The organism is Streptomyces sp. NPDC088794 (assembly GCF_044750545.1).
Lineage (GTDB): Bacteria > Actinomycetota > Actinomycetes > Streptomycetales > Streptomycetaceae > Streptomyces.
Map to the genome: position 1 here is coordinate 630,559 of NZ_JBIVKB010000001.1, position 23,223 is coordinate 653,781.

The window sequence follows — 23,223 nt, forward strand, 5'->3', positions numbered from 1 at the left end:
CTCAGTTCACCTCCGAGCCACGGGCCCAGCGCGGGACGTACCGACGACTGTCTTCGGGCATCAGGAAGGGGGCGGGCTTGGCCGGGGCCGCCAACAGCGAGGCGGCCAGGGCCAGATGCAGCAGATACGGCGAGGCGTCACCGAGACCGGCCTCGGTGTACGAGGCGATCGCGCAGTAGCTGATCAGGAAGATCGCGCAGGCCCTCTCCAGTGACGGCGGCCGCAGCAGCGCGACGCCGCCCAGTACGGTGATGATCGCCGCGACGAGGGTGACGCCGATCAGACCCTGTTCGTTGTAGACGGCCAGCCAGCTGTTGTCGATCGGCAGCCCGCCGAACGACTTGTCGCCCAGGCCCACGCCGAACAGGTGCTGCGCGGTCGACCGGGGCTCGGCCAGCAGGGCGTTCCACACCTTGGCCCGGCCGGTGAGACTGGAGAAGTTCTCCTGGCTCTGCCCGCGCAGGAACCACGTCTGCAGCGCGGAGGCGAAGCCGACCGCGGCCACCACGGAGATCAGCACCGCCCAGGTGAAGAAGCGGCGGGCCGCGGCACTGGTCAGGACGAGCGAGCCGATCGCGAGCGCCAGCCCGAGCAGCAGGCCGAGCGTGGCCGTCCGGGTGTGGGTCAGCGCGAGCAGCACCAGCGACGGCACGATGACCAGCACGGCGCTGGTCCGGTCGGTCCGTCTGCCGATGACGAGCAGCACGGTGAGCCCGATGATGACCGCCGCGTACTGCCCGATCTGCGGCGGGGTGAGCGGCCACAGCGCGCCGACGAGGCGTCCGCCGTAGAGGTCGGGCAGGGCCTTGCCCGGGGCGACGACCAGGCCGAGGGCCACCGAGCCGAGGACCCCGTAGTACGCCCGGATGTGGTGGCGGACGAATGTCGCGCTGCCGTCCCACCAGCGGGTGAGCAGCCACAGGGTGCCGACGAAGAGCGTCAGGCGGAAGCAGCGGAACAGCGCGCCCATCCCGGACTCCAGGCTCGCGCTGGAGATCACGCTCGACACCAGCAGCAGGGAGAGCAGCAGCACATAGGCGCTGGACCTGATGCGCACCCGCTGGTTGACCACGAGGGCCAAGCCGAACGCGGCGACCAGCGCGCCCATCGTGACCATCTGGATGAGGGAGCGGGGCAGCGGGACGATGGTCTTGGCCCCGGCGGAGCCGAGCGTGTTGAGGATCAGCAGCCCCCAAACGATCCCGACGGCCTTCGGGGCGCGGGCCGGGCGCGGTTCGGCGCCCGGCTGTGTTCCGGCCTTGTCCGGTCCGCCGGGGAGACCCTCGCGCGCGGGGTTGTCAGCCATCTCGACCACCCACCCGCAGATCGAGGGTGCTGCCCTTGTCCTGTCGGTACGGTGCCGCCTGCCACTGTCCGAAGTCGAGCACCCGGCTCTGGTCCTCGGCGACGAACTTCCACGGTCCGACGTAGACGTTGTCGTGCCAGCGGTTGTGCTGCTTCTCGGTGATGGCGTCGGCCACCCGCTCGCCCTGGTAGGGCGACCAGTCCGGATAGGTGCCGTAGTTGGACAGCAGCCCCATGCGGTCGCACATCTCCGTGCACTTGACGACGGACTCGTCGAGCACGAAGCGGTTGTCGTGGATGTCCACCCGCTGGGTCTTCCACCGGCAGTCGGAGTAGAGCGGCGCCTTGGTGATCGCCGGTCTCACACAGCTGCTCGTCTTCTTCACCAGCAGGGTGCAGTCGCCGGAGGAGGTGTTGGCCGGGCTGTTGCAGAACCGGTCGGCGTTCTCCCACAGAGTGATCCCGGACCAGTTGTTCTCCAGTACGTTCCGGTAGACATCGATCTTGTCGGTGCGGGCCGGGACCCGTGGTTCGCCGCCGGACTCCGACAGGTAGACGGTCGCGTAGGGGAAGTTGTCGCCGCCGGCGGCCGCCTTGCGGCCCTCGACCCAGTTGTTCCGCCGGATCGTGTTGTCCCGGATGACCGCGTTGTAGCTGGTCTCGTAGATCAGTGCGGCTCCGTCGTTGTCCTCGATCACGTTGTTCTCGATGCGGAAGTCGTTGTTGTTGGTGTCCGCCCACAACCCCGTTCCACGGTTGTCGTGCACCCAGTTGCCGCTCACCTCGGCGCGGTCGACGGCCCAGAACTTGATGCCTCCGGTACAGCCGCAGCCCTCCCGCCGCCGCTCCCAGTCGCCGGTGTTGTTGCCCACGATCTCGTTGCCCTCGACCACCAGGCCGGTGATGCGGCCGTCGCCCTTGTACGCGTTCATGCCGTACTGGCCGTTGTCGCGCAGGCAGTTGGCGCGGACCTGCTGGCGGTCGCCGGCCATCAGCCCGGCACCGGAGTTGTCCTGGATCGTGGAGTGTTCGATCGTCCATCCGTCGGCCGAGTCGTGGTTGACCACGCCCTCGTCCAGCGGCGGGACGAATCCCCGCACGGTCAGATGGCTGATGGTGACATCGCTCGCGGGACCCGCGAAGGCGTACTGGTTGACCTTGCGGCCGTCGAGCACCGCGCCCGGCGCACCGAGGTAGCGGTCCCCTTTCTTGGGGATGACCTGCGCGTAGCGGTCCCGCTCAAGTCTGTGCGTGCCCGGCCGGAGCCAGAACGTGGTGTTCGGGGGGCTGCTCTTGGTCTTCGCCGCCAGATCGCCGACCATGGCGGGGTCCACGGTCACCGCCCTCGCCGGCGCCTTCGCCGGTCCGGCGGCGGGGTTGGCACACACCCGGGCCACGGGCCGGGTGGCGGACGTGGACGTGGACGGCGCGGCGCTCGGCTTCGCGTCCGGGGCGCTCGACGTGCTCTCGCAGCCGGTCACGGTCAGCACGGCCAGCGCCGGCAGTATCACCGCCAGCGCCCGGTGCCGTCTTCTGATGCCCACGCGCCCCCCTAGCCGCGGAATCCGAGCACTGTGGTGAACCCGTCCGTGCCGTCGGCGAATCCGGTGCCGACGAGCGTGGTGGTGGGTTCCTTGCGCCCGAATCCTGCGGAGTACCACCCGAGCGGTGGGTCGGTCTCGCCGCGATGTGCCCGCCAGGACAGCTGCCCGGGCAGGTCGAGCACCGCGGACCGCCCCTCGCCGTCCCGGATCCAGGTGAGCACCGCGCGGTGCCCCACCAGGTCCGCGGCGATCGCGGGGCCGAGGTGGAACACCAGTCGGACCTCCTGGCGCGGGCCGCGCACCTCGTCGACGATCCTCAGCTCCTGGTTCGCGGCCGTCAGTTCCACCCGGCGGTGGTGCACCGAGCCCTGGTAGCCGTCGTGCTCCGCGGCCCAACGGGCCACCCCTGCCCCGGAGTCGTCCACGTCCAGGACGCGGGTGCGGGCGTGCCGGGTCCACAGGAACGGGCCGCCGGAGACGGACTGGTCACCGCCGTCCAGTTGCAGGGTGTTGTGGCCGAGCGTCGAGCGGAAGTACTGCCGCCACACGGGCTGACCGTGGTAGCAGTACGTCCCCGGATCGGCGAGTACGTCGACTCCGTCGTGCCGCACCTCCACGGACAGCGCGTCGGCGTGGGCGTGCGCGGCGATGGACAGGAAGCCGTGCGGGCCGCCGTCGCAGCGGCACCAGATCTCCTCCGGACCGCGCAGGACGGTGAGCCCGGCGTCGGCGAAGTGGGCCGGCCGGGTCGCCGGTCTGCCGGTTCCGTCCTTCGCGTACGGCCGGACGAGCGCGGTCAGCAGCGGGGTGCGCACGTCGGTGGCGGTCACCTCCGGCCACCAGTCGAGCCGGCCGAACACGGCGTCGCCGGTGGCCAGCAGGGAGGCCCAGCGGTCGGTACCCGCGCCGTCCAGGATCAGGCCGTGGCCGTCGTCCGCGTCCCCCTGACGGGGCGGTCGCAGCCGGTTGTCCACCACGGCCGCCAGCGCGTCGGTCATCCGCAGCAGCACCAGCCGGAGCGACTCGGGCACCGGCACGTCGGCGGCGTCCGCCTCGGCCACGGCGGCCAGGCCCAGTTCCAGGACGAGTCCGTGGTACTCGGTGGCCAGCTCGCGGTTGAGGCCGGAGTCGAAGGTGTTGGCGCGCAGCTGCCGGTCCAGCGACCGCAGGGCGTCCGATCGCCAACGCGCCGACGTGGGGAACCAGTTGAACGCGCAGGCCGCGGCGAACTGCCCGGCCGTCTCGGCGATGACGTGGTTGTTGGCCGAGGAACCCCGGCTGGGGAAGCCGGCCAGCCAGCGCTGGTGGTGCCAGATCTGGTTCAGCGCCACGGGGTTGTCCTCGAACAGCTCGGCCGCGCCCGGCCAGCCGTCGAGCAGCCGACGGACCCACACCCAGGACAGCAGCCGGATGCCCAGCTCGATACCGCTGATCCAGTGCACGCCGCGCAGTGGCGGGTTGGCCGCCCACCACGACCGCAGATGCTCGGCCACGCGCTCGGCGTACCGCTCGTTGCCGGTGATCGCGTAGGCGGCGGCGAGCACGGTCAGGTACTGGTGCCGCGACAGCTCCCAGATCTGCTTGATGTCCCCGACCGCGTCCTCGTCCCGGTACGGCACGTCGAAGGCGTAGCCCCAGGGGGCCCGGAGCCCGGTCTTCGGGTCGCGCCACCAGTCCGGGTCGTCCAGGTCGTCGCGGACCACCCCGAAGAACTCGGCGTGCCCGTACATCAGCCGGTCCGCCTCGGCGACGAGACGCTTCGCGGCGTCCGGTGCCACCGCGGCGATCGCCTCTTCCGGCAGGACCGCGGTGAACCGGGCACCGGTCACGCTCGGGCAGTCCGGTCGCGCCGATCGCCACCGCCGCCTCCGCACGGCGTCGCCCGCCCGGCCCGCGACCTCCCGCGGTCCCATCCGGGACAGCCGCCGCAGGTACCAGCCCGCGCTCATGGTCATGGCTGCCTCGCCAGGGTCACCGGTGCGCCGCCCGCCAGGCCGGCCTGCACGGCGAGAGTGGCCACCGTGGTGGCGACCAGCGACTCCAGCGGCACCGGCATCGGTCCGCCGGTCCGAACCGCCTTGACGAACGCGGCCAGTTCGGCGTTCTGACCCTTGTCCCGGGCCTTGGGCAGCCGTGAACTGACCCACTTCTTGGGGCCGTGGACCGAGGCACGGACGAAGTCGTCGAACTTCAGCACCTTGCCGTCCCCGACCAGGTCCAGGGTCTCCTTGGGGAAGCCGGAGGCGCCGGTGGTGACGTAGCCGATGGTGGCGGTGGAGCCGTCCGGGTAGCGCAGGACGACCTGGAGGTCCTCGTTGCCGGGCGCGGCCGTCGCGTACACGGAGACCGGGTCGGCGTCGAGGAGCCAGCTCGCCGTGTCGATGAAGTGGCCGCCCTCACCGGCGAACCGCGAGCCCTCGGCGCCCTGTTGGAGATACCAGCTGCCGTGCTGCAGCTTGCCCGCGTTGACCAGGTATCGCAGGTTGGCCGGACCGCTGCGCGCGCCGAACCGGTCCTTGGCCTCCTGGAGCAGCGGCGCGAAGCGGCGGTTGAAGCCCACCTGGATGCGGTCGTTGCCGGACTCCTCCACCGCCGCGAGGACTCCGGCCAGCTCGTCCTCGGTGAGGGCCAAGGGCTTCTCCACGAACACGGTCTTGCCGGCCAGCAGCGCCTGCCGGGTCAGTTCGGCGTGCGAGCTGTGCCGGGTGACCACGAACACCGCGTCGACGGACTTGTCACCGAGGACGGCGTCGAGGTCGGTGGTCGCGTTGGCGAAGCCGAACTTCCGCTGCGCGTTGGCACCGGAGAGCGCGGTCGTGGTGACGACGGTCGACAGTTCGACGCCCTCGCGCCGGGCCAGGTGCGGCAGCAGCATCGACGTCGCGTAGTTGCCCGCACCGACGAACGCGAGACGCACCGGACTCTTCGCGGACCGGGCCGGGGTGGACGTCCCCTCGCTGCGGCGGACCGCGGGCACAGCCACCGACGGGGCCTCCGGCTCCCCCGCTTCCCCCGTCTGCCCGGGGTACTTGAACAGCACGGCCACGGCCTTCAACTCGCCGTCCTTCAGGCGCTGATACGTCTCCACGGCGTCGTCGAAGTCGGCGATGTGGCTGACCAGGGGGTCCACGTCGACCCTGCCTCGGGCGACGAGGTCGAGGAAGCAGGCGAGGTTGCGGCGCTCGGTCCAGCGGACGTAGCCGATCGGGTAGTCGCGGCCCTCCAGCTCGTACGACGGGTCGTAGCGCCCGGGGCCGTAGGAGCGCGAGAAGCGGACGTCGAGTTCCTTCTCGTAGTACGCGTTCCAGGGCAGGTCGAGGCGGCACTTGCCGATGTCGACGACTCGGCCGCGGTCCCGTGCGAGGCGGGCGGCCAGTTCGACGGGCTGGTTGCTGCCGCCGCCCGCGGCCAGGAACACCTGGTCCACGCCGTGCCCGTCGGTGAGTTCGGCGACGGCCGCCTCCACGGCGGCGGACGCGGGGTCGCCGCAGGCCGCGGCGCCCAGGCGCTCGGCGAGTTCGCAGCGCGCCGGGTCGGGGTCGGCGCCGACGACGCGGACGCCCGCCGCGGTGAGGAGCTGCACCACCAGTTGCCCGATGAGGCCGAGGCCGATGACCAGGGCGACCTCGCCGAGCTGCGGCTCGCCCTGGCGGACGCCCTGCATCGCGATCGAGCCGACGGTGCCGAAGGCCGCGTGCTGCGGGGCGAGGCCGTCGGGGACCGGGGCGTAGAGGTTCTTGGGGACCCAGTTCAACTCGGCGTGCAGCGCGTGTTCGTTGCCCGCGCAGGCGACGAGGTCGCCGACCTTCACGTCGTCGATGCCGGCGCCGACCTGCTCGACGACCCCGCACAGCGAGTAGCCGAGCGGGGTGTAGGAGTCGAGCTTGCCCATCACCTTGCGGTAGGTGGCGGGCAGTCCGTTGGTGGCCACGCTCTGCATGACCTTGGCCACCTGGTCCGGGCGGGAGCGGGCCTTGCCCAGCATCGACATGCCGGCCTCGGAGACCTTCATGAGCTCGGTGCCGGTGGATATCAGCGAGTAGGCGCTGCGCACCAGCACACCGCCCGGCTTGCACCCCGGTACCGGAACGTCGAGCACCGCGAGCTCGCCGCTCTTGTAGTTCTGTACAACCTGCTTCACCAGAACTCCTGTTTTCTAAGCCGTCGTCCGAGCGCTCTGGGCGGGGCCAGAGGTCGCGTCGCGATACCAGTACTCGAGGGTCAGTACGTGCCACAGATGCTTGGAGTAGTCCGTCTGTCCGGCGGCGTCCTCGGCGACCATCCGGGCCAGCGCGTCCCGGCGCAGCAGCCCGGACCGGACGAGTTCACCGTCGTTGACCACCTCGCGCACCAGCGGTGCCAGGTCCCGGCTCATCCAGGCCCGCAGCGGGGCGCTGAAGAGGCCCTTGGGCCGGTACACGATCTCCTTGGGCAGGATCGAGGTGGCCGCCTCCTTGAGGACGGCCTTGCCCTGACGCCCGACGATCTTGCGGCTGCCGGGCACGGCGAACGCCGCCTTGACGACCTCGATGTCGACGTACGGCGTCCGGACCTCGGTGGAGGCGGCCATGCTGGAGCGGTCCGTGTACGTGAGGTTCAGGCCCGGCAGGAACATGCGGGAGTCGGTCAGGCACATGCGGTTGACGAAGTCGTCGAGGTCGTTGTCCTGGTAGACGTCCGTGTGTTCGGTGATGACGTCGTCGACCGTCCCGGCGAGGTCCGGATTGAGCAGCGCGAGCAGCTCGTCCTGGTCGTACATGGTGTAGCTGCGCCGGAACGCGGTCTCCTCCGGCAGACCGGCGAAGGACAGGAACCGCTTCGCGAAGCGCACCGACCTGTAACCCCGGGTGGCCGAGGCGACCGGCAGCCGGTCCACCACCCCGGACACTCCGCGCCGCAGGGGGCGCGGGACGCGCTGGTAGCGCAGCGCGAGCAGGTTGGCGAAGTGCTTGCGGTACCCCGCGAACAGTTCGTCCGCGCCCATGCCCGAGAGCATCACCTTGACCCCGGCCTCCCGGGCGGCCATGCAGATCAGGTACGTGTTGATCGCGGCGGGATCGCCGATCGGCTCGTCGAGGCTGTACGTCATCTGCGGCAGCAGGTCGAGCACGTTCGGGGCGATCTCGATCTCGTGCAGGTCGACGCCGAACTGCTGGGCGACCTGCCGGGCGTAGCGCAGGTCGTCCGGCATCGCCTCGAACTTGGCGTCCTCGGCGCGGAATCCGATCGTGTAGGCGGAGATCCCCGGCTGGTGGCGGGCGGCCAGCGCGGTCAGATAGCTGGAGTCGAGGCCGCCGGAGAGGAAGGTCGCCACGGGTACGTCGGACATGAGGTGGCGGCGGGTCGACTCCTCGACGATGGCGGCGAGGTCCGGCCGTTCACCGGCCAGGGCGCGGTCCCGGCCCTCGGCGGCGACGTCCTTGAGGCTCCAGAAGGTGCCGCGCTCGACCCGGCCGTCGGGCCGGCAGCGCAGCCAGCTCCCCGGCGGCAGTTTCTCGGCCTCGCGGAACGCGCAGCGGGAGTCCGGCACCCAGTAGTAGAGGAGGGAGGCCACGAGCGCCGCCTGGTCCACCTCCAGCTTCTTGCCGGTCGCGGCGGCGAGCGCCTTGAGCTCGGAGGCGAACATCAGGCCCTCGCCCCGCCGGAGCAGGAACAGCGGCTTGATGCCGAGCTGGTCGCGGACGAGCACCAGGTCACCGGTGCGCTCGTCGAAGATGCCGAACGCGAACATGCCGCGCAGCCGGGGCAGACAGTCGGTGCCCCAGCGCCGCCAGGCCTCCAGGACCACCTCGGTGTCGGAGGTGCCGCGGAAGCGCACCCCGGTGGCCTCCAACTCCGTCCGGAGTTCAGGGGCGTTGTACAGCTCGCCGTTGTAGGTCAGGGCGAGGCCGTCCGAGACCATCGGCTGGGCGCCGGTCTCGGACAGGTCGATGATGGACAACCGGCGGTGCCCGAGCTGCACTTCGCCGTCACCGACCGGGTGGCCGTAGCGGCCCGAGCCGTCCGGGCCGCGGTGGGCGAGGGTGTCGGTGAGCCGGTCGGTCACGGCCTTTCCGTCCGGCCATCGGTACGTGCCCGCGATGCCGCACATGTCCTACCTCACCTCCTGGTCGTTGTCCGGGACCCGGGCGGCCCGTATCGGCTGCCGTTCGGGGAGCCGTCGTTCCGCTCGATCCGTGGCGTTCTGCCAGGTCGGCGGCTCGCTGCGGCCGCGCAGCGCGTTGGCCAGGCCGTCCCACAGCGTGCCGTCGGTCCGGTCGCGCGGATCGGGGTCGATCAGCACGACACCGACCACCGGGATGCGCTGGTCCGCGAGCTGTCGTGCCACGGTGTGCAGCCATGCGGCGCTGCCGTGCCCGGCGCGTACGACGAGCACGGTGCGGCCGCCGAGGTACTGGAGGTCGGTCCACGCCGTGCCGGGCGCCACCGAGCCGACGCCGATCCGCTGGTCCTGAGGGGGCACGGTCGCGGCCTTCTCACCGCCGACCACGGTGGGGTCCCCCGGTTTCGGGCGGCGGCGCGAGAGCTGCGTGCCGGGGAGGCCGTCGACGACGTTCACCGGTCCGTCCTCCCCGAGGGCCCGGGCGAGACCGAGGGCGATCACTGCTGTGCTGCGCGCGCAGCCCAGTTCCAGCAGCGACAGTGGTTCCGCCGAGCCGCGCGCGGTGCGGGCCAGCGTCGTGGTGAGCCGTTCGCGGGCCACTCTGGTCCGCCGTCGCTGCCACAACCGGCCGGACCTGCGCGGCAGTTCCGCGATGACCGAGGCACCGAGGTTCGCCGCGATGTCCCGGCGCAGTACGGGGCGGTCCGCGACGACCACGCCGACCGCGGCCAGCGCGAGCCCCAGGAAGAGCCCGAGGACGAGTCCGACCACGCCGTCGGTGACGAGGGCCTTGGGCAGGGAGTGCTTCACCGCGCGCGGGGCGTCCACGATCTGGGTGCCGGCGACGAGTTGGGGCGCGCCGACGCGTGCTTCCTCGGCGCGTTGGCCGAAGTCGGAGATCTGCGAGGTGAGTTCGGCCCGCCGGGCGAAGAGCGACTCCAGGTTCGCCGCGTCCGCCGGGTCGCTGTCGGGCGACCTGCCGCCGATCGTCTTGTTGACGTCGGCGAGCTCCGACTGCATCCGGGCGCGCTGGTCCAGGAGGCCCTGGGCGTTGGCGTCGGCGATCTGCTGGATCCGCTTGGCGTGGTCCGCGACGAACGCCTCGGCCAACGCCTTGGCCCGGGCCACCGCTTCCGCGTCGGTCTTGGCCGTCACATCGATCTGCAGGACGTTGTTGGTCAGTCCGGAGCCCCGGTAGTCCTTCATGAAGTCCTCGGGTTTCTCGGAGGACTTGAGGATCTTCAGGGCCTGGCCGGCGATCCGTGAGGTCGCCAGCAACTGCGCGTCGGTGCGGATCAGCGTTCCGGTGTCGTTCGGCTGGTCCTCCTGGTGCGCGACCAGCACCTTGGCCGTGGCCGCCGGCGCCGGTGGCAGCAGGACCGCCACGGCCGCGCCGGCCAGCAGCCCGAGCAGTGCCATGGCGCCCCACAGGCGGCGGCGTCTGCGCACCGCGACCACCAGCGCCTGGAGGTCGAGGAGCGGGGTGGCGGCCGACGACTCCGAAGTCGTGCTCGTCGTCACGCTGGATCTCCTGTCGCGTGGCCGTGGACCGCGAACGTCAAAGTGGCGTCGTCGGAAAGCCGGTCGGCGGTTTTCCCCGTCGTGCGGGTGTGGACGGTGCCGGCGACGACGACGCCGACGAGTTCGTGCCCGCCGTCCGCGCACGCCTCGGCGATGCCGGCGAGTTCGGCGGCGGTCCAGTTCCCCGCGCTGAGGAGGGCGAGGGCGGCGGACTCGGTGTCGCTGTCCGGCACGATCGGCCGGTCCGCCGAGACCTCCACGACCCTCAGCCGGGGGTCGTTGGCGGACTCGGCGACGAGTTGTCCGGCGGCCAGCCGGGCGATCTCGTCGCCTTCCGGTACGACGACCAGCAGCCGCCGGGGTGCGGGCAGTTGGTTCCGGAGGCGGGTGCACACCCGCCGGTAGCGGATCCGCCGCTCGGCCTCGTCGCCGGAGAGCAGCGGGGCGGGCAGGTCCCATCGGGTGTCGGTGCCGAGGAACCGGCGCAGCCGGGCCCGTGCGCCGTGGCTCTGGGACTGGTGCCCGTGCCGTTCGTCCGGCACGTCGACGGTGCCGAGGAAGGGTGCGCCGAGCGCGGCGACGATCTCCGGTTCGGTGCGCAGTCGGCGGTTCATCCGTGCGGTGGCGAGATGCCCCACGACGGCGAGCAGAAAGAACAGCAGCGCCCCACCGGCGATGAGCTGTGTCCTCGTCGGCGCCGCCGCGCCGGTCGGCCGGGGAGCCGGTCCCATGACGACCAGGCCGGCCTTGGCGGTCGCCGGGTTGGCCTCCTCCAGCTTCTTCATGGCGTCCGCCAGTCCGGTGCGCAGGGCTTCGAGCTCGGTGCGGGTCTGCACGCTCTCCACGGTCTGCCCCGGATCCGCCGCGTCGGCCAGCTCGGTGATGCGGCGGTTGGTCTTGGCCACCTGCTTCCGCAGCGCCTCTGTCGCGGTGTCCGCCGCGGGGTCGGTGCTGCCACCCGCGATGCGGGTGGCGAAGGTGACGAACTGCTGCGCCAGCTGGTCGGCGAGCCGCTGCGCGCGCTCCGGGGTGTCGGCCGTGCCCGAGACCTTGATGATGTTCCCGTCGTCGGCCTTGGCACTCACCTTGTCCCGCAGTTCGGTGCCGTCGACGCCTTTCCAGTGGAGCGCGGCGGCGGCGCGGTCGACCACCGCCGAACTGGTGGCGATGTCCACCTGGGTGAGCAGTTCGCGCTCCTCCCACTGACCGGGCAGCAGTACCGATGCCTCCGCCGTGTAGCGCGGCGGAAGCAGCAGCGCCGAGGTGCCGTAGCCGACGAGCGCGCCGACCACGGCGAGGACGGCGAGGAGCCGCCAGCGCCGCCGGAGAATCCGTCCGATCGTGGCCAGACGGATCGTGTCGTCATTCAATGGTGCGGCCTCTTCCCCGTACGGACCGGCCCACCCGTCGACACCGGGGCTTGGTCCCGGGTGGCGGCGGCGTAGGCGGCGAGCAGCGACGCTTGCGAGTTCTCCCAGGACAGCGGGCCGCTGATCCGCTCCTGGCCGATCCTGCCCATCCGGGCCCGCTTCTCCGGATCGTCCAGGAGCAGCGCGATGAGCTTGGCGAACTGGGCCTCGTCGTCGTCGGGCGCGTAGACGGCGGCGTCACCGGCGGAGACGCGCGCCTCCCGGAGGTCGAACGAGACGATCGGCCGTCCCATCGCCATGTACTCGAGGACCTTGTTCATGGTCGACACGTCGTTCAGCGGATTGCACGGGTCGGGGGAGAGACAGACGTCCGCGGTGCACAGGTAGCGCACCAGGTCGGCGTCCGGGATGCGCCCGGTGAACTGCACCTGGTCGGACAGGCCGAGCTCCCGGGCCAGCTCCACCATCGCGTCGAAGGCGTCGCCGGCGCCGACGAAGACCGCGTGCCAGTCGGTCCGGCCGACCTCGTCGCGCAGTTTCGCCAGGGCCCGCAGGGCGTAGTCGACGCCGTCCTGAGGTCCCATGACGCCGAGATAGCAGAGCAGATGGGACTTGCCGCGCTTCAACTCCGGATCTTCAGGCACCGGTTGGAAGCGGTCGGTCGCGGGCGCGCTGCGCACCACGAAGACGTCCTCCGGCCGCTTGCCGCCACGGCGCAGTGCGACGTCCCGGTAGCTCTCGTTCGTGGCGAGCACGATGTCGGCGGCCCGGTAGGTCCGTCGCTCCAGCGCGCACACGGCGCGGTAGAGCAGGTCCTCGCCACGGTCGAACCGGGAGAGGTACAGCTCGGGCACCAGGTCGTGCTGGTCGAAGACGAACCGCGCGCCGCGCCGCTTCATCCACAGGGCCGGTAGGAACAGCAGGTCGGGCGGGTTGCAGGCGTGGACCACGTCGACCGGGCCGACCTTGCGGGCCAGCCGGAGCGTGTGCCAGAGCGCCGATCCGTACTCCCGCAGATAGCCGGCCGGTCCTCCGGTGGCGGCGCGCAGCGGGTAGCGGTGGATCCGCACCCCGTCGATCACCGCCTCCGGCTCCGTGTCCCGCTTCTCGCCCCGGGGGCAGATGACGTGCACCTCCCAGCCCGCGTCGCGCAGCGTGGTGCATTCCTGCCACACCCGCCGGTCGAACGGCACCGACAGGTTCTCCACCAGGATCAGCGCGCGACGGTTCGTGCCGTCGCCGCCGGTCGCGTTACCAAGCAAGGCCCATGTACCCCGGTTCGGTCCGGCGCGCGTCGGCGTCGGGAAGGCGGATGAGGTCGATGATCGCCGGGCTGCCCGCATGGGGCAGCGCCGACAGCACGGCGGGATCCTTGGTCCCGACCAGGCACACCTCGGCGTGCTCCAGCACCTCGTCGACGGAGTCGGCGAGCAGTTGTGCGAGATGCGGCAGCCGGCTCTCGATGTACTCGCGGTTGGCGCCGAGCAGCCGGGAGAGGCTCACGTTGGCGTCGTAGATCTTGAGGTCGTAGCCCTTGCCGAAGAGCCGCTCCGCGAGTTCGACGAGCGGGCTCTCGCGGAGGTCGTCGGTGCCGGGCTTGAAGGAGAGCCCGAAGAGGCCCACCTTGCGCTTGCCGGTGCGCTCGACCAGGTCCACCGCACGCTGGAGATGGTCGGAGTTGGAGGCCAGCACGTGGGACAGGATCGGCACGGAGACGTCGGCCCGCTGTGCCGCGAAGACCAGGCTGCGGAGGTCCTTGGGCAGGCAGGAGCCGCCGAAGGCGAAGCCGGGGCGCAGGTAGGCGGGGCTGATGTTCAGCTTGCGGTCGGCGAGGAAGACGTCCATCACCTGGTGCGAGTCCACGCCGAGGGCCTGGCAGACGGCGCCCAGTTCGTTGGCGAAGCCGATCTTGAGGCCGTGGAAGGCGTTGTCCGCGTACTTGATGGCCTCGGCGGTCGGGATCGGCACCCGGAACACCTCGCCGGGCAGGCCGTCGTAGAGCGCCGCGACCGCGTCGCCGCTGGCCGGGTCGAGTTCGCCGATGACGGTCTTGGGCGGGTCGAAGAAGTCCTTGACGCTGGTGCCCTCGCGCAGGAACTCCGGGTTGACCGCGACTCCGATGTCCACGCCGGCGGTGCCGCCGACGTGCTTCTCCAGGATCGGCACCAGCAGGTTGAGGCAGGTGCCCGGGAGCATGGTGCTGCGGAAGACGACGGTCTGGCGGCCGCCCCGCTCGGCGAGCGCGGCGCCGATCTCCTCGGTGACCCGCTCCAAGTAGGTCGTGCACAGGCTGCCGTTGGGCTCCGACGGGGTGCCCACGCAGATCAGCGACACCTCGCTGTCCGCGATCGCCTCGCGGACGTCGCGGGTGGCGCGCAGGGCTCCCGTTCGTACGACCTCGGCGATGAGTTCGCCGATACGTTCTTCCACCACGGGTGCCTTGCCGTCGTTGACCAGGTCGACCTTCACCTGGTTGACGTCCACCCCGATGACCTCGTGGCCCATGCTGGCCAGGCACGCGGCCGATACACAGCCCACGTAGCCGAGTCCGAAAACGCTGACTCTCATGACCGGTCTCTCCCCCCAGGCAGGCCGTTGCGGCCTGCGGTCCGCGCGTCGGTCGGACGACCCCCGCGCATCAGTAGGCCCCCTGCCCGTGGATCACGGCGCGCAGGGTCTTCCACAAGATCACCGTGTCCAGGGCGAGCGACCAGTCCTCCACGTACCGCAGGTCGAGGCGGACGGCCTCCTCCCACGGCAGGTCGCTGCGTCCGCTGATCTGCCACAGGCCGGTGAGCCCGGGCTTCACCAGCAGCCGGCGCCGGATGTCCGGGCCGTACTCGGCGGACTCCTCCGGCAGCGGGGGCCGCGGTCCGACGAGCGACATGGCTCCGGTGAGCACGTTGAAGAGCTGCGGGAGTTCGTCGATCGAGTAGCGGCGCAGCACCGTACCCACCCGGGTCACCCGCGGATCCCTGCGGAGCTTGAACAGCAGGCCCGCGCCCTCGTTGCGGTCGGCCAGCTCGGCGCGTGCCTTGTGGGCCCCGACGACCATGGTGCGGAACTTGAGCATGGTGAACTCGCGGCCGTCCTTGCCGACCCTGCGCTGGCGGTAGAAGGCCCCACCCCGGCTGTCCACCACCACGAGCAGCCCGACGACGATCAACAGCGGCGCGAACAGCACCAGCAGAATCGTTGCACCCAGTCGGTCGACGACCCCTTTGATCGCCCGGCGGCCCCCGGTGAAGGTCGGCATGCTGACCCGCAGCAGTGGGATCCCGAGCACCGCGTCGACGTGCAGTCGCGGGCCGGCCACCTCCATCAGCACAGGGGCGACGATCATCTCGGCGTCGCTGCCTTCGAGGTTCCAGGCCAGGCGCTGCAGCCGGTCCGGTGACCAGTGCGGGTCGGGTGTGACCGCGACGACCCGGTAGCCGTCGTGGCGGACGTGCTTGGCGACGTCCTCCAGCATGCCTATCACCGGCACGCCGTCCAACTGGTCGCCGTCCAGGCCGCCTTGCTCACCGTCGACGCCGCGGCCGTCCGTCGTGCACACGGCCTCCACCCGCCAGCCGAGGTGCGGAAACTTACGGGTGCGGGCGATCAGGTCGCGCACGGTCGCCGGGCTCCCGGCGGCGAGCACCGGTCTCAGGCAGCGTCCTTCGTTGCGCTGTCTGTGCAGCCAGAGGCGGAGCACATACCGCTCCGTCATGGTGACGAGCGCGATCGCGGGGATCGCGACGAAGATCCAGAGCTTGATGTTGCGCGAGGTCAGAGCGATCCCGCCGAGCGCCAGGACGACGGTCGCCGTGAACAGCGAACGTCCGAGCCGGCGGAACTCCTCGGCACCCTGGCCGAGCACGGCCGGAGCCCACGAACGGCTCACCGCCAGCGCTCCCAGCACCAGCAGCTGGGTGCCGAATGCGAGAATTCCCCATTTCTCGTGCCAGTTGGCCGCGTCCCGGGCCCCGAAGAAGTCTCCGATCGCCGCCACCACGCAGGCGGTGGCCACGGTGTCGCTGGTGATCACGGTACGTCGGTACCGCTGCTCCCAGTCGGTCGCGGGCTGACTGATTACCCCGTCCGTCAGACGCTCGCGCGCCGCCGAAAAAGGGCCGACTATTCCCCCCTGTGGCACAGAACCCCCCAAGGTCCCCAGTGGTACGACGTGTTCGCCTCACACTGTTTCGCTCCCCGCGGAGGTCCCCGCCCTCCGCAGCGCTGTTCCCCCCGAGAAACTGCCGCCCCTCTTCCCCTGCCGGGAGGCCCCTACCTCCCGTGCGTGGCGGCCCGGCCGTCGCGGAGCCACCTGAACCGCTACCGATCACCCCGCCGACGGACCTGGACGCTCCCCGCGCCACAAGCCCCTCTCGGGCTCCGACAGTCGGTCTCCCCCACGCCTGACGCGAGAGCCACCGATACTGTCCGCCTTGCCGCCGGACCCATAGATCATCATTTGTCGCCTGGTGTCACAGCTTGCGAAGCACGGTCAATCTAGACCATCTGAGCCCGTCTGCAGAGAGGCTTGTGTGCAATTTGTGCGCAAGATTTGAAGAAGAGTCATCGGACCAGTGCCGCCCCGCGCGCCTCCCGGTACACAGAAGGCGCCCGCAGCCCAGCAACGGCGGGAGTTTTACGAGCCGCGGGGCACTGATAATCCGAGGCGTCCCGGCACTGAACGCGGGTGCCTAGGAAGGGCTTTCATCGCTCTGCCCGCACCGACGGACACCGAGGGTGGCCTCGGCCGGGTCGTCGCCGTCGACTCCACGACCGCACGAGTGCCTCGACCGATCGGCCGCGCTCACACAACGCCAGATACGGTCGTGACCGAAAAGGCGCACTCCTTATGAGCCACCAGTGGTTGCCCCGACGTGAACCGCCCATGGACGTCAAGAATTGTTTTCGACAATCTCCGCCACGGAATTCCGCCTTAGCCTCGGCATGCGGCCACCGGCCTTCCGGGAACGCGAAAGCCGCCCTCTCCTGAATGAGAGGACGGCCACCGACCCGCCACAAAGCTGGTCGGGACGACAGGATTTGAACCTGCGACCCCTTGACCCCCAGTCAAGTGCGCTACCAAGCTGCGCCACGTCCCGATGCGACACACGCGGAGAAACGCGTGATCACGCGGACAGTACTTTACCGCACGCCGCGTGCCGCCCCGAAGGGGGCATGGGGCGCGGGACACTTGGCGCATGAGTACTACGGGACGCGGCAGCGACGCAGCGCCGGACGAAGTCACCGACGGGCGCGACCGGGACGCCGACGGGCGGGCGCGCAACGCCCGGCCGCGCGACGGGCTCGGGCGGCCCCTGCCCTACGGGGCGGCCGGGGTCGAGCGGCAGCCCGAGGGAGTCGTACGTCCCCCGGAGCGGTCCGTCGTCGAGGCGCAGGAGCTGCTCTCGGCCGGGAAGCCCTTCCACGCGCACGAGGTGTTCGAGGACGCCTGGAAGTCGGGGCCGGCGGAAGAGAGGGCCCTGTGGCGGGGGCTGGCCCAGCTCGCGGTGGGGCTCACGCATGCCGCGCGCGGCAACCTCACCGGTGGTGTCCGGCTGCTGCGGCGGGGCGCCGGAGCGGTGGAGGAGTGGGCGTCGGAGACGGGACGGCAGCGGCCGTACGGGATGGATCTCGCGGGGCTGGCCGCATGGGCACGGGAGTTGGCGGACGACGTGGAGCGGGACGGCGCGAGCGTGGACGCGGGGGCGCGGGCGCCTCGGCTGCGGGGGTAGGCCTCCTCGCAGGTCCACGCGCGGAGCCGGTGCACACGTTGTCAGTGGTGTGCGGCAGACTCGACGGCGTGCGAAAGATTCATGTCATCGGTATCGGCGCGGGCGACCCCGACCAGCTGACCCTGCAGGCGGTCAGGGCGTTGCGCGGCACGGACGTGTTCTTCGTCCTGGACAAGGGCGAGGTGAAGAGCGACCTCACCCAGCTGCGCCGGGACATGCTCGACGCGCACGTACCGCAGGGGTCGTACCGGGTGGTGGAGGCCCGCGATCCGGAGCGGGACCGCGCCGCCGGAGGTGCGGCGTACTCCCCCGCCGTCGGGGACTGGCGCAGCGCCCGGGCCGCCATCTACCAGCGGCTCATCGCCGAGGAGCTGGGCGAGGAGGAGAGCGGCGCGTTCCTTGTGTGGGGGGATCCCGCGCTGTACGACAGCACGCTCGGCATCCTGGAGGAGATCCTGGAGCGGGGCGAAGTCGCCTTCGAGTACGACGTCGTGCCCGGGATCAGCAGCGTCTCGGCACTGGTCGCCCGGCATCGGACGGGGCTCAACCGGGTGGCCGGGTCGGTCCAGATCACCACCGGGCGGCGGCTGGCCGAGGGCTTCCCCGACGGGGTGGACGACGTGGTGGTGATGCTCGACGCGCACCAGGCCTTCCGGCGGTACGCCGACCAGGACATCGACATCTACTGGGGTGCGTACATAGGCACCCCGGACGAGATCCTCGCCTCCGGTCCGATCGCCGAGGCCGGTCCGCGGATCGAGCGGCTGCGGGCCGAGGCCCGGGAGCGCAAGGGCTGGATCATGGACACGTATCTGCTGCGCCGGAACCCCGACCGGAACTAGGGGCTGTCCTGCCCGCGACTCCGGGCTGATCCGAACGACAGCCCCCAAGGGTAGATTCCGCCACCCGAGCGGTCCCGCAACACGTGCGCCTCCGGCGGCCCGGTGGGATCGTGACCTCGTGACAGTGACCGAGGACACCGCACCACCCGCCGCCTCGCAGCCGCCGGTGCTGGACGCGCGTCGCCGCAACATCGTCTTCGTGACGATCATGCTGGGCATGCTGCTTGCCGCCTTGGACCAGACGATCGTGGGCACGGCGCTGCCGACGATCGTGTCGGACCTGGGCGGCGCGGAGCACATGTCTTGGGTGGTGACCGCCTACCTGCTCGCGGAGACGGTGTCGACCGTGCTGGTCGGCAAGTTCGGTGACCTGTTCGGCCGCAAGGTGGTCTTCCAGGTCTCGGCCGTCGTCTTCATCTCGGGCTCGTTCCTGTGCGGCTTCTCCACCAACATGACGCTGCTGATCGCCTGGCGCGCGGTGCAGGGCATCGGTGCCGGTGGCCTCATGGTGACCGCCATGGCGCTGATCGCCGACGTCATCCCGCTGCGCGAACGCGGCAAGTACCAGGGCGCGATCGGCGCGGTGTTCGGCGTCGCCACGGTCATCGGACCGCTGCTCGGCGGCCTGTTCACCGACCATCTGACCTGGCGCTGGGCGTTCTACGTCAACGTGCCCATCGCGATCGTCGTCGTGATCGCGGCCGCCCGCACCATCCCGGTGGTGAAGGCGGTGTCCCGGCCGGTGATCGACTACCTGGGCATCGCGCTGGTCGCGGTCGGCGCCAGCGCGCTGATCCTGGCGACCGGTTGGGGCGGCAACGAGTACGCGTGGGGCTCGGCGACCATCATCACGCTGTTCGTCGGCGGCGCGATCGCGCTGGGGCTGTTCTGCTGGGTGGAGACCCGGGCCAAGGAAGCGATGCTGCCCATGCGGCTGTTCGCCAACCCGGTGTTCACGGTCTGCTCGATCCTCAGCTTCATCGTCGGCTTCGCGATGCTCGGCGCGTTGACGTATCTGCCGACCTATCTGCAGTACGTCGACGGCGACTCGGCCACGGTCTCCGGCGTACGGACGCTGCCGATGGTGATCGGGCTGCTGATCGCGTCCGTCGTCAGCGGCAACGTGGTCAGCAAGACCGGGCAGTACCGCTGGTTCCCGATCGTCGGCTCCGTGGTGATGGGCGTCGGCCTGTATCTGATGTCCCTCATGGGCCCCTCCAGCGGTGCGTGGCTGGAGTCGCTCTACATGTTCGTGCTCGGCACCGGGATCGGCCTGTCCATGCAGGTCCTGACGATCGCCGTGCAGAACACCGTCGACTACGCCGACCTCGGCACCGCGACCTCCGGTGTCACCTTCTTCCGTACGCTGGGCAGTTCGTTCGGCACCGCGGTGTTCGGCACGATCTACGCCAACTCGCTCAAGCCGAACCTCTCCGAGGGCGTCGCCGGCGCAGCGCGGGTCGGCGGCGTGGACCCGGTCACCCTCACCAAGGCGGCCAGCAGTCCGGAAGGCCTGCACAAACTGCCTTCGGCCACGGCCGAACCCATCGTCAACGCCTACGCGGACACGCTCCAGACGGTCTTCCTGTGGACCGTGCCCGTCGCGGTCGTCGGGTTCGTGGTCGCCCTGTTCCTCAAGCAGGTCCAGCTGCGCGACAGCGCCCGGGCGGGCTCCACCGACATGGGCGAGGGGTTCGCGTCGCCGCGCGGCGGGGACTCGCAGCGACTGCTCGAAGCGGCGGTGGGGAAGATCATCGGCAGCACGGACCTCGACACGGCCCGGCGGCTCATCTCGGACTCCGACACACGGCTGGACATCGCCGGGGCCTGGGCCGTCATGCAGGTCGAGCTGTACACGCGGATGGTGGGCCACTCCAGCCTCGGGCTGATCGCCGCACGCCGGCATCTGCCGCCTGAGGTACTGCTGCCGGTCTTCGACCGCATGGTCTCGGAGGGTTATCTGACCCGCGACGGCAATCTGCTCTCCCACACCGCGGCGGGCAAGCGTGAGGCCTCGGTCATCGGCGAGGCCTGGGGCAAGTGGCTGGAGGACCGGGTGCAGCAGGACGTCGGCCGCCCGTCCGGCACCGACCTGCGCGCGGCGGTGGACACGATCGCCAAGCGCCTGCTGGTCGAGGACATGTCCACCGGACTGCCGCAGAAACAGCCGGAGTTGGCGAAGAGCGGGCCGAAGTAGCTCAGCACACAGGGGTGTCGGACCGACCCGGGCCGCCGCTCAGGCCGAGTCGAGCCCCAACCGTCCCAGCACACCCGCCGCATCGGCCACCGCCCGCACTCCCTCCGGCAGCGGTGGCCGTCGTACGACCACCACGGGCAGGGCGAGTTCACGCGCGGCCGTCAGCTTGGCGGCCGTCGCCTCTCCCCCGCTGTCCTTCGTCACGAGTACGTCGATGCGGTGTTCCCGCAGCAGAGCGGTCTCGTCGGTGACGGTGAACGGCCCGCGGGCGATCAGCACTTGGGTGTTGGGCGGCACCGGCGGCTCGGGCAACTCCACGGACCGCACGAGGAAGTGACGATCCGTCAGACCGATGAAGGCCGAAAGACCCAGTCGCCCCGTCGTCAGAAACACCCGTCGCCCGAACCGCGCCAGCGCCTCCGCCGCGTCCGCCAGGGAATCGACGAGATGCCACCGATCCGCGGCCCCGGCCGTCCACCCCGGACGGCGCAGCACCACCACCGGCACCCCGGTAGCCGCGCCGGCCCGCACGGCGTTCTCGGTGATCGCGGCGGCGAAGGGATGCGTGGCGTCGACGACGGCGTCCACGTGCTGCTCGCGCAGCCAGTCGGCGAGCCCCTCGGCCCCGCCGAACCCCCCGATCCGCACCTCCCCGTCCAGCGCCCCGGGCCGAGCCACCCGCCCGGCCAACGACGTCGTGACCCGGACACCAGCGCGCGCCGCGAGCACACCGGCCAGTTCGCGGGCCTCGGTGGTGCCGCCGAGGATCAGGAGGTGCGGGGACATGGGTGCGAGCGTACGAGGTCGTCCGCGGGGAGGCCGCACCGGGACGTCGGCGCGGTCGACCCGCCGAACACTATGAACAGAACGATCTCCGCCATGGCTCCCCCGCCCCCTTGCTACTTAGCATCGCCGCGCACGGCGCGACGTTGCGTCGGCGTGGACGAGGAGAGCCGCCTTGGACAGTTGGAGAACACGCGCACGGGATTGGCGTCGAGCGGGAGTCGTCGCCTCCGCGACGGTCGCGCTCCTGGGCACCATCGGCGGAGCCCCGCCGTCGGCCCGGGCGGACGCCCCGCCGCCGACGACCGCGACCTGCCCGGCCGAACTGGTCGGCAAGGCCACCTGTTACACCGGCCAGGACAAGAACGGCGCCTACTACGCCATCGCCGTCCCCAAGGACTGGAACGGCTCCCTCGTGGTCCACGCCCACGGCGGCCCCGACCTGGGCAACACCTCCGATCCGCAGCGCAGCGTCGACGACCTGACCCGCTGGTCGGTGATGGTCGAGGAGGGGTACGCCTGGGCGGGCTCGTCCTACCGGCGCGGCGGCTACGGCACCCGGATGGCCGCCGAGGACACCGAGAACGTACGCCGGCTGTTCGTCGACGAGTTCGGCAAGCCCCGGCGGACGTATGTGCACGGCCAGTCGTGGGGCGGTGACGTCGCCGCCAAGGTCGTCGAGACGTACGGCAAGAAGCACGGGCGGTACGACGGGGCGCTGCTCACCAGCGGGGTCCTCGGGGGCGGGTCCCGCGGGTACGACTACCGCGTCGATCTGCGCGTGGTCTATCAGTACTACTGCCAGAACCACCCCCGCCCGACCGAGCCGCAGTACCCGCTCTGGCAGGGTCTGCGCGCCGACTCGACGATGACGTCCGCCGGGCTGCGCGCACGCCTTCAGGAGTGCACCGGATTCGAGTCGGCTCCCGCCGAGCGCACCGCGCTCCAGCAGCGCAACCTCGACGACATCCTCGCCGTCACGCGCCTGCCCGAGCGCACGCTGGAGTCGCATCTGCGGTTCGCGACGTTCACCTTCCGGGACATCGTCCACAACCGCCTCGGCGATCGGAACCCGTTCTCCAACCAGGGCGTCCGGTACACCGGTTCGCACGACGACAAGGCGCTCAACGCCGGTGTCCAGCGCTTCGGCGCGGACCCGACCGCCGTACGCGATCTGTCCTACGACAGTGATCTCACCGGCAAGATCTCCATCCCGGTGCTCACGATGCACGCGATCGACGACCCGACGGCGTTCGTGGAGCACGAGGCGGCCTACCGGGCGACGGTCGAGGGGGCCGGCCGGGAGCGGTACCTGGTGCAGACGTTCACGCGGGAGTCGGAGCACAGCGCGCTGAGCGACTCCGAGTACGCCAACGACATCTCGGCGCTGGACCGTTGGGTGCGGACGGGCAAGCGGCCCACGGCCAAGTCGATCGCGGGCTCGTGCGCCGGCTTCGACCGGACGTACGCCACCGGCTGCTTCTACGATCCCGGGTACCACCCCGCCGCCTACGCCACGCGCGTGCGGCCGCGGCCGGGCGGGCTGCGCTGGCCGGCCATGACGGCGGCGCAGGAGAAGGCGTGGAGCAGGATCCCGGGGGTCGGGATCGCGCCCTAGACGGGACATGCGAGTGGCCCCCGTGCACCTGCACGGGGGCCACTTCGTCTTCGTACGCTCCTCAGCCCTGGCGGGCCTTGAAGCGGGGGTCCTTCTTGTTGATCACGAAGACCACGCCCTTGCGGCGGACCACCTGGGCGCCGGGCTTGTTCTTCAGTGAACGCAGGGACTTGCGTACCTTCATCGTTCTGCTCTCCTCGTCACACGCGCC

The 23,223-nt window shown here is 70.9% G+C and carries 16 protein-coding genes and 1 tRNA gene; 4 read left to right on the plus strand and 13 right to left on the minus strand.

The features are described 5' to 3' along the window. Position 1: 1 nt before the first annotated feature. From ACIP6U_RS02890 to ACIP6U_RS02940, 11 genes are all read right to left on the minus strand, one after another. Positions 2 to 1,306: an O-antigen ligase domain-containing protein gene (locus tag ACIP6U_RS02890; protein WP_401711948.1), complete on the minus strand. Its 1,305-nt coding sequence runs from the start codon at positions 1,304 to 1,306 to the stop codon at positions 2 to 4. After that, positions 1,299 to 2,849: a right-handed parallel beta-helix repeat-containing protein gene (locus tag ACIP6U_RS02895; RefSeq protein WP_401711951.1), complete on the minus strand. Its 1,551-nt coding sequence runs from the start codon at positions 2,847 to 2,849 to the stop codon at positions 1,299 to 1,301. Before ACIP6U_RS02895 ends, ACIP6U_RS02890 begins: the two co-directional genes overlap by 8 nt. Positions 2,850 to 2,857: 8 nt before the next feature. Further along, on the minus strand, positions 2,858 to 4,804 hold the full coding sequence (locus ACIP6U_RS02900) for an alginate lyase family protein (RefSeq protein WP_401711953.1): 1,947 nt from the start codon (positions 4,802 to 4,804) through the stop codon (positions 2,858 to 2,860). Then, on the minus strand, positions 4,801 to 6,990 hold the full coding sequence (locus tag ACIP6U_RS02905) for a bi-domain-containing oxidoreductase (RefSeq protein ID WP_401711956.1): 2,190 nt from the start codon (positions 6,988 to 6,990) through the stop codon (positions 4,801 to 4,803). Before ACIP6U_RS02905 ends, ACIP6U_RS02900 begins: the two co-directional genes overlap by 4 nt. Positions 6,991 to 7,005: 15 nt before the next feature. Beyond that, entirely contained in the window at positions 7,006 to 8,940 is a 1,935-nt protein-coding gene (asnB, locus tag ACIP6U_RS02910) for an asparagine synthase (glutamine-hydrolyzing) (RefSeq protein WP_401711959.1), read from the minus strand. Positions 8,941 to 8,943: 3 nt separating this feature from the next. Then, a complete protein-coding gene (locus ACIP6U_RS02915; protein WP_401711962.1) occupies positions 8,944 to 10,473 on the minus strand; it encodes a Wzz/FepE/Etk N-terminal domain-containing protein in 1,530 nt (509 codons plus the stop codon). Further along, entirely contained in the window at positions 10,470 to 11,843 is a 1,374-nt protein-coding gene (locus ACIP6U_RS02920; protein ID WP_401711965.1) for a Wzz/FepE/Etk N-terminal domain-containing protein, read from the minus strand. Before ACIP6U_RS02920 ends, ACIP6U_RS02915 begins: the two co-directional genes overlap by 4 nt. Then, positions 11,840 to 13,105, minus strand: coding sequence for a glycosyltransferase family 4 protein (locus ACIP6U_RS02925; protein ID WP_401711967.1), 1,266 nt, complete (start codon positions 13,103 to 13,105; stop codon positions 11,840 to 11,842). The genes ACIP6U_RS02920 and ACIP6U_RS02925 overlap by 4 nt, the downstream gene beginning before the upstream one ends. Next, complete coding sequence (locus ACIP6U_RS02930) at positions 13,095 to 14,411, minus strand: nucleotide sugar dehydrogenase (protein WP_401711969.1); 1,317 nt, start codon at positions 14,409 to 14,411, stop codon at positions 13,095 to 13,097. Before ACIP6U_RS02930 ends, ACIP6U_RS02925 begins: the two co-directional genes overlap by 11 nt. 70 nt (positions 14,412 to 14,481) lie before the next feature. Then, the gene (locus ACIP6U_RS02935; protein WP_401711972.1) at positions 14,482 to 15,981 is read right to left on the minus strand and encodes a sugar transferase; all 1,500 of its coding nucleotides are present in this window, start codon (positions 15,979 to 15,981) and stop codon (positions 14,482 to 14,484) included. Positions 15,982 to 16,862: 881 nt separating this feature from the next. Then, positions 16,863 to 16,939: transfer RNA gene (locus ACIP6U_RS02940), tRNA-Pro, on the minus strand. A gap of 99 nt (positions 16,940 to 17,038) precedes the next feature. Between ACIP6U_RS02940 and ACIP6U_RS02945 the strand changes: the two genes are divergently transcribed. The 3 genes from ACIP6U_RS02945 (at position 17,039) to ACIP6U_RS02955 (ending at position 20,611) form a co-directional block, all read left to right on the plus strand. Further along, positions 17,039 to 17,572 carry a DUF309 domain-containing protein gene (locus tag ACIP6U_RS02945; protein WP_401711974.1) on the plus strand — a complete coding sequence of 178 codons (534 nt, stop codon included), beginning with the start codon at positions 17,039 to 17,041 and terminating at the stop codon, positions 17,570 to 17,572. A 68-nt stretch (positions 17,573 to 17,640) separates the two neighbouring features. Continuing rightward, positions 17,641 to 18,414, plus strand: coding sequence for a precorrin-6A synthase (deacetylating) (gene cobF / locus ACIP6U_RS02950; RefSeq protein WP_401711976.1), 774 nt, complete (start codon positions 17,641 to 17,643; stop codon positions 18,412 to 18,414). 118 nt (positions 18,415 to 18,532) lie between these two features. Beyond that, on the plus strand, positions 18,533 to 20,611 hold the full coding sequence (locus ACIP6U_RS02955) for an MDR family MFS transporter (RefSeq protein ID WP_401711979.1): 2,079 nt from the start codon (positions 18,533 to 18,535) through the stop codon (positions 20,609 to 20,611). Between the two features lie 39 nt (positions 20,612 to 20,650). Here ACIP6U_RS02955 and ACIP6U_RS02960 read toward each other — a convergent pair whose 3' ends face one another. Next, entirely contained in the window at positions 20,651 to 21,397 is a 747-nt protein-coding gene (locus tag ACIP6U_RS02960) for a cobalt-precorrin-6A reductase (RefSeq protein ID WP_401711981.1), read from the minus strand. A 172-nt stretch (positions 21,398 to 21,569) separates the two neighbouring features. Here ACIP6U_RS02960 and ACIP6U_RS02965 point away from each other — a divergent pair, with 172 nt between their 5' ends. Beyond that, a complete protein-coding gene (locus ACIP6U_RS02965) occupies positions 21,570 to 23,012 on the plus strand; it encodes a DUF6351 family protein (protein WP_401711984.1) in 1,443 nt (480 codons plus the stop codon). 61 nt (positions 23,013 to 23,073) lie between these two features. Here ACIP6U_RS02965 and ykgO read toward each other — a convergent pair whose 3' ends face one another. Further along, a complete protein-coding gene (gene ykgO, locus ACIP6U_RS02970) occupies positions 23,074 to 23,196 on the minus strand; it encodes a type B 50S ribosomal protein L36 (protein WP_124002110.1) in 123 nt (40 codons plus the stop codon). Positions 23,197 to 23,223: the final 27 nt, after the last annotated feature.

Coding starts and splice junctions, on each gene's coding strand:
- ACIP6U_RS02890 (WP_401711948.1), bottom strand. CDS start 1,306: ATGGCTGACAACCCCGCGCGCGAGGGTCTCCCCGGCGGACCGGACAAG.
- ACIP6U_RS02900 (WP_401711953.1), bottom strand. CDS start 4,804: ATGACCATGAGCGCGGGCTGGTACCTGCGGCGGCTGTCCCGGATGGGA.
- asnB (WP_401711959.1), bottom strand. CDS start 8,940: ATGTGCGGCATCGCGGGCACGTACCGATGGCCGGACGGAAAGGCCGTG.
- ACIP6U_RS02930 (WP_401711969.1), bottom strand. CDS start 14,411: ATGAGAGTCAGCGTTTTCGGACTCGGCTACGTGGGCTGTGTATCGGCC.
- ACIP6U_RS02945 (WP_401711974.1), top strand. CDS start 17,039: ATGAGTACTACGGGACGCGGCAGCGACGCAGCGCCGGACGAAGTCACC.
- ACIP6U_RS02960 (WP_401711981.1), bottom strand. CDS start 21,397: ATGTCCCCGCACCTCCTGATCCTCGGCGGCACCACCGAGGCCCGCGAA.
- ykgO (WP_124002110.1), bottom strand. CDS start 23,196: ATGAAGGTACGCAAGTCCCTGCGTTCACTGAAGAACAAGCCCGGCGCC.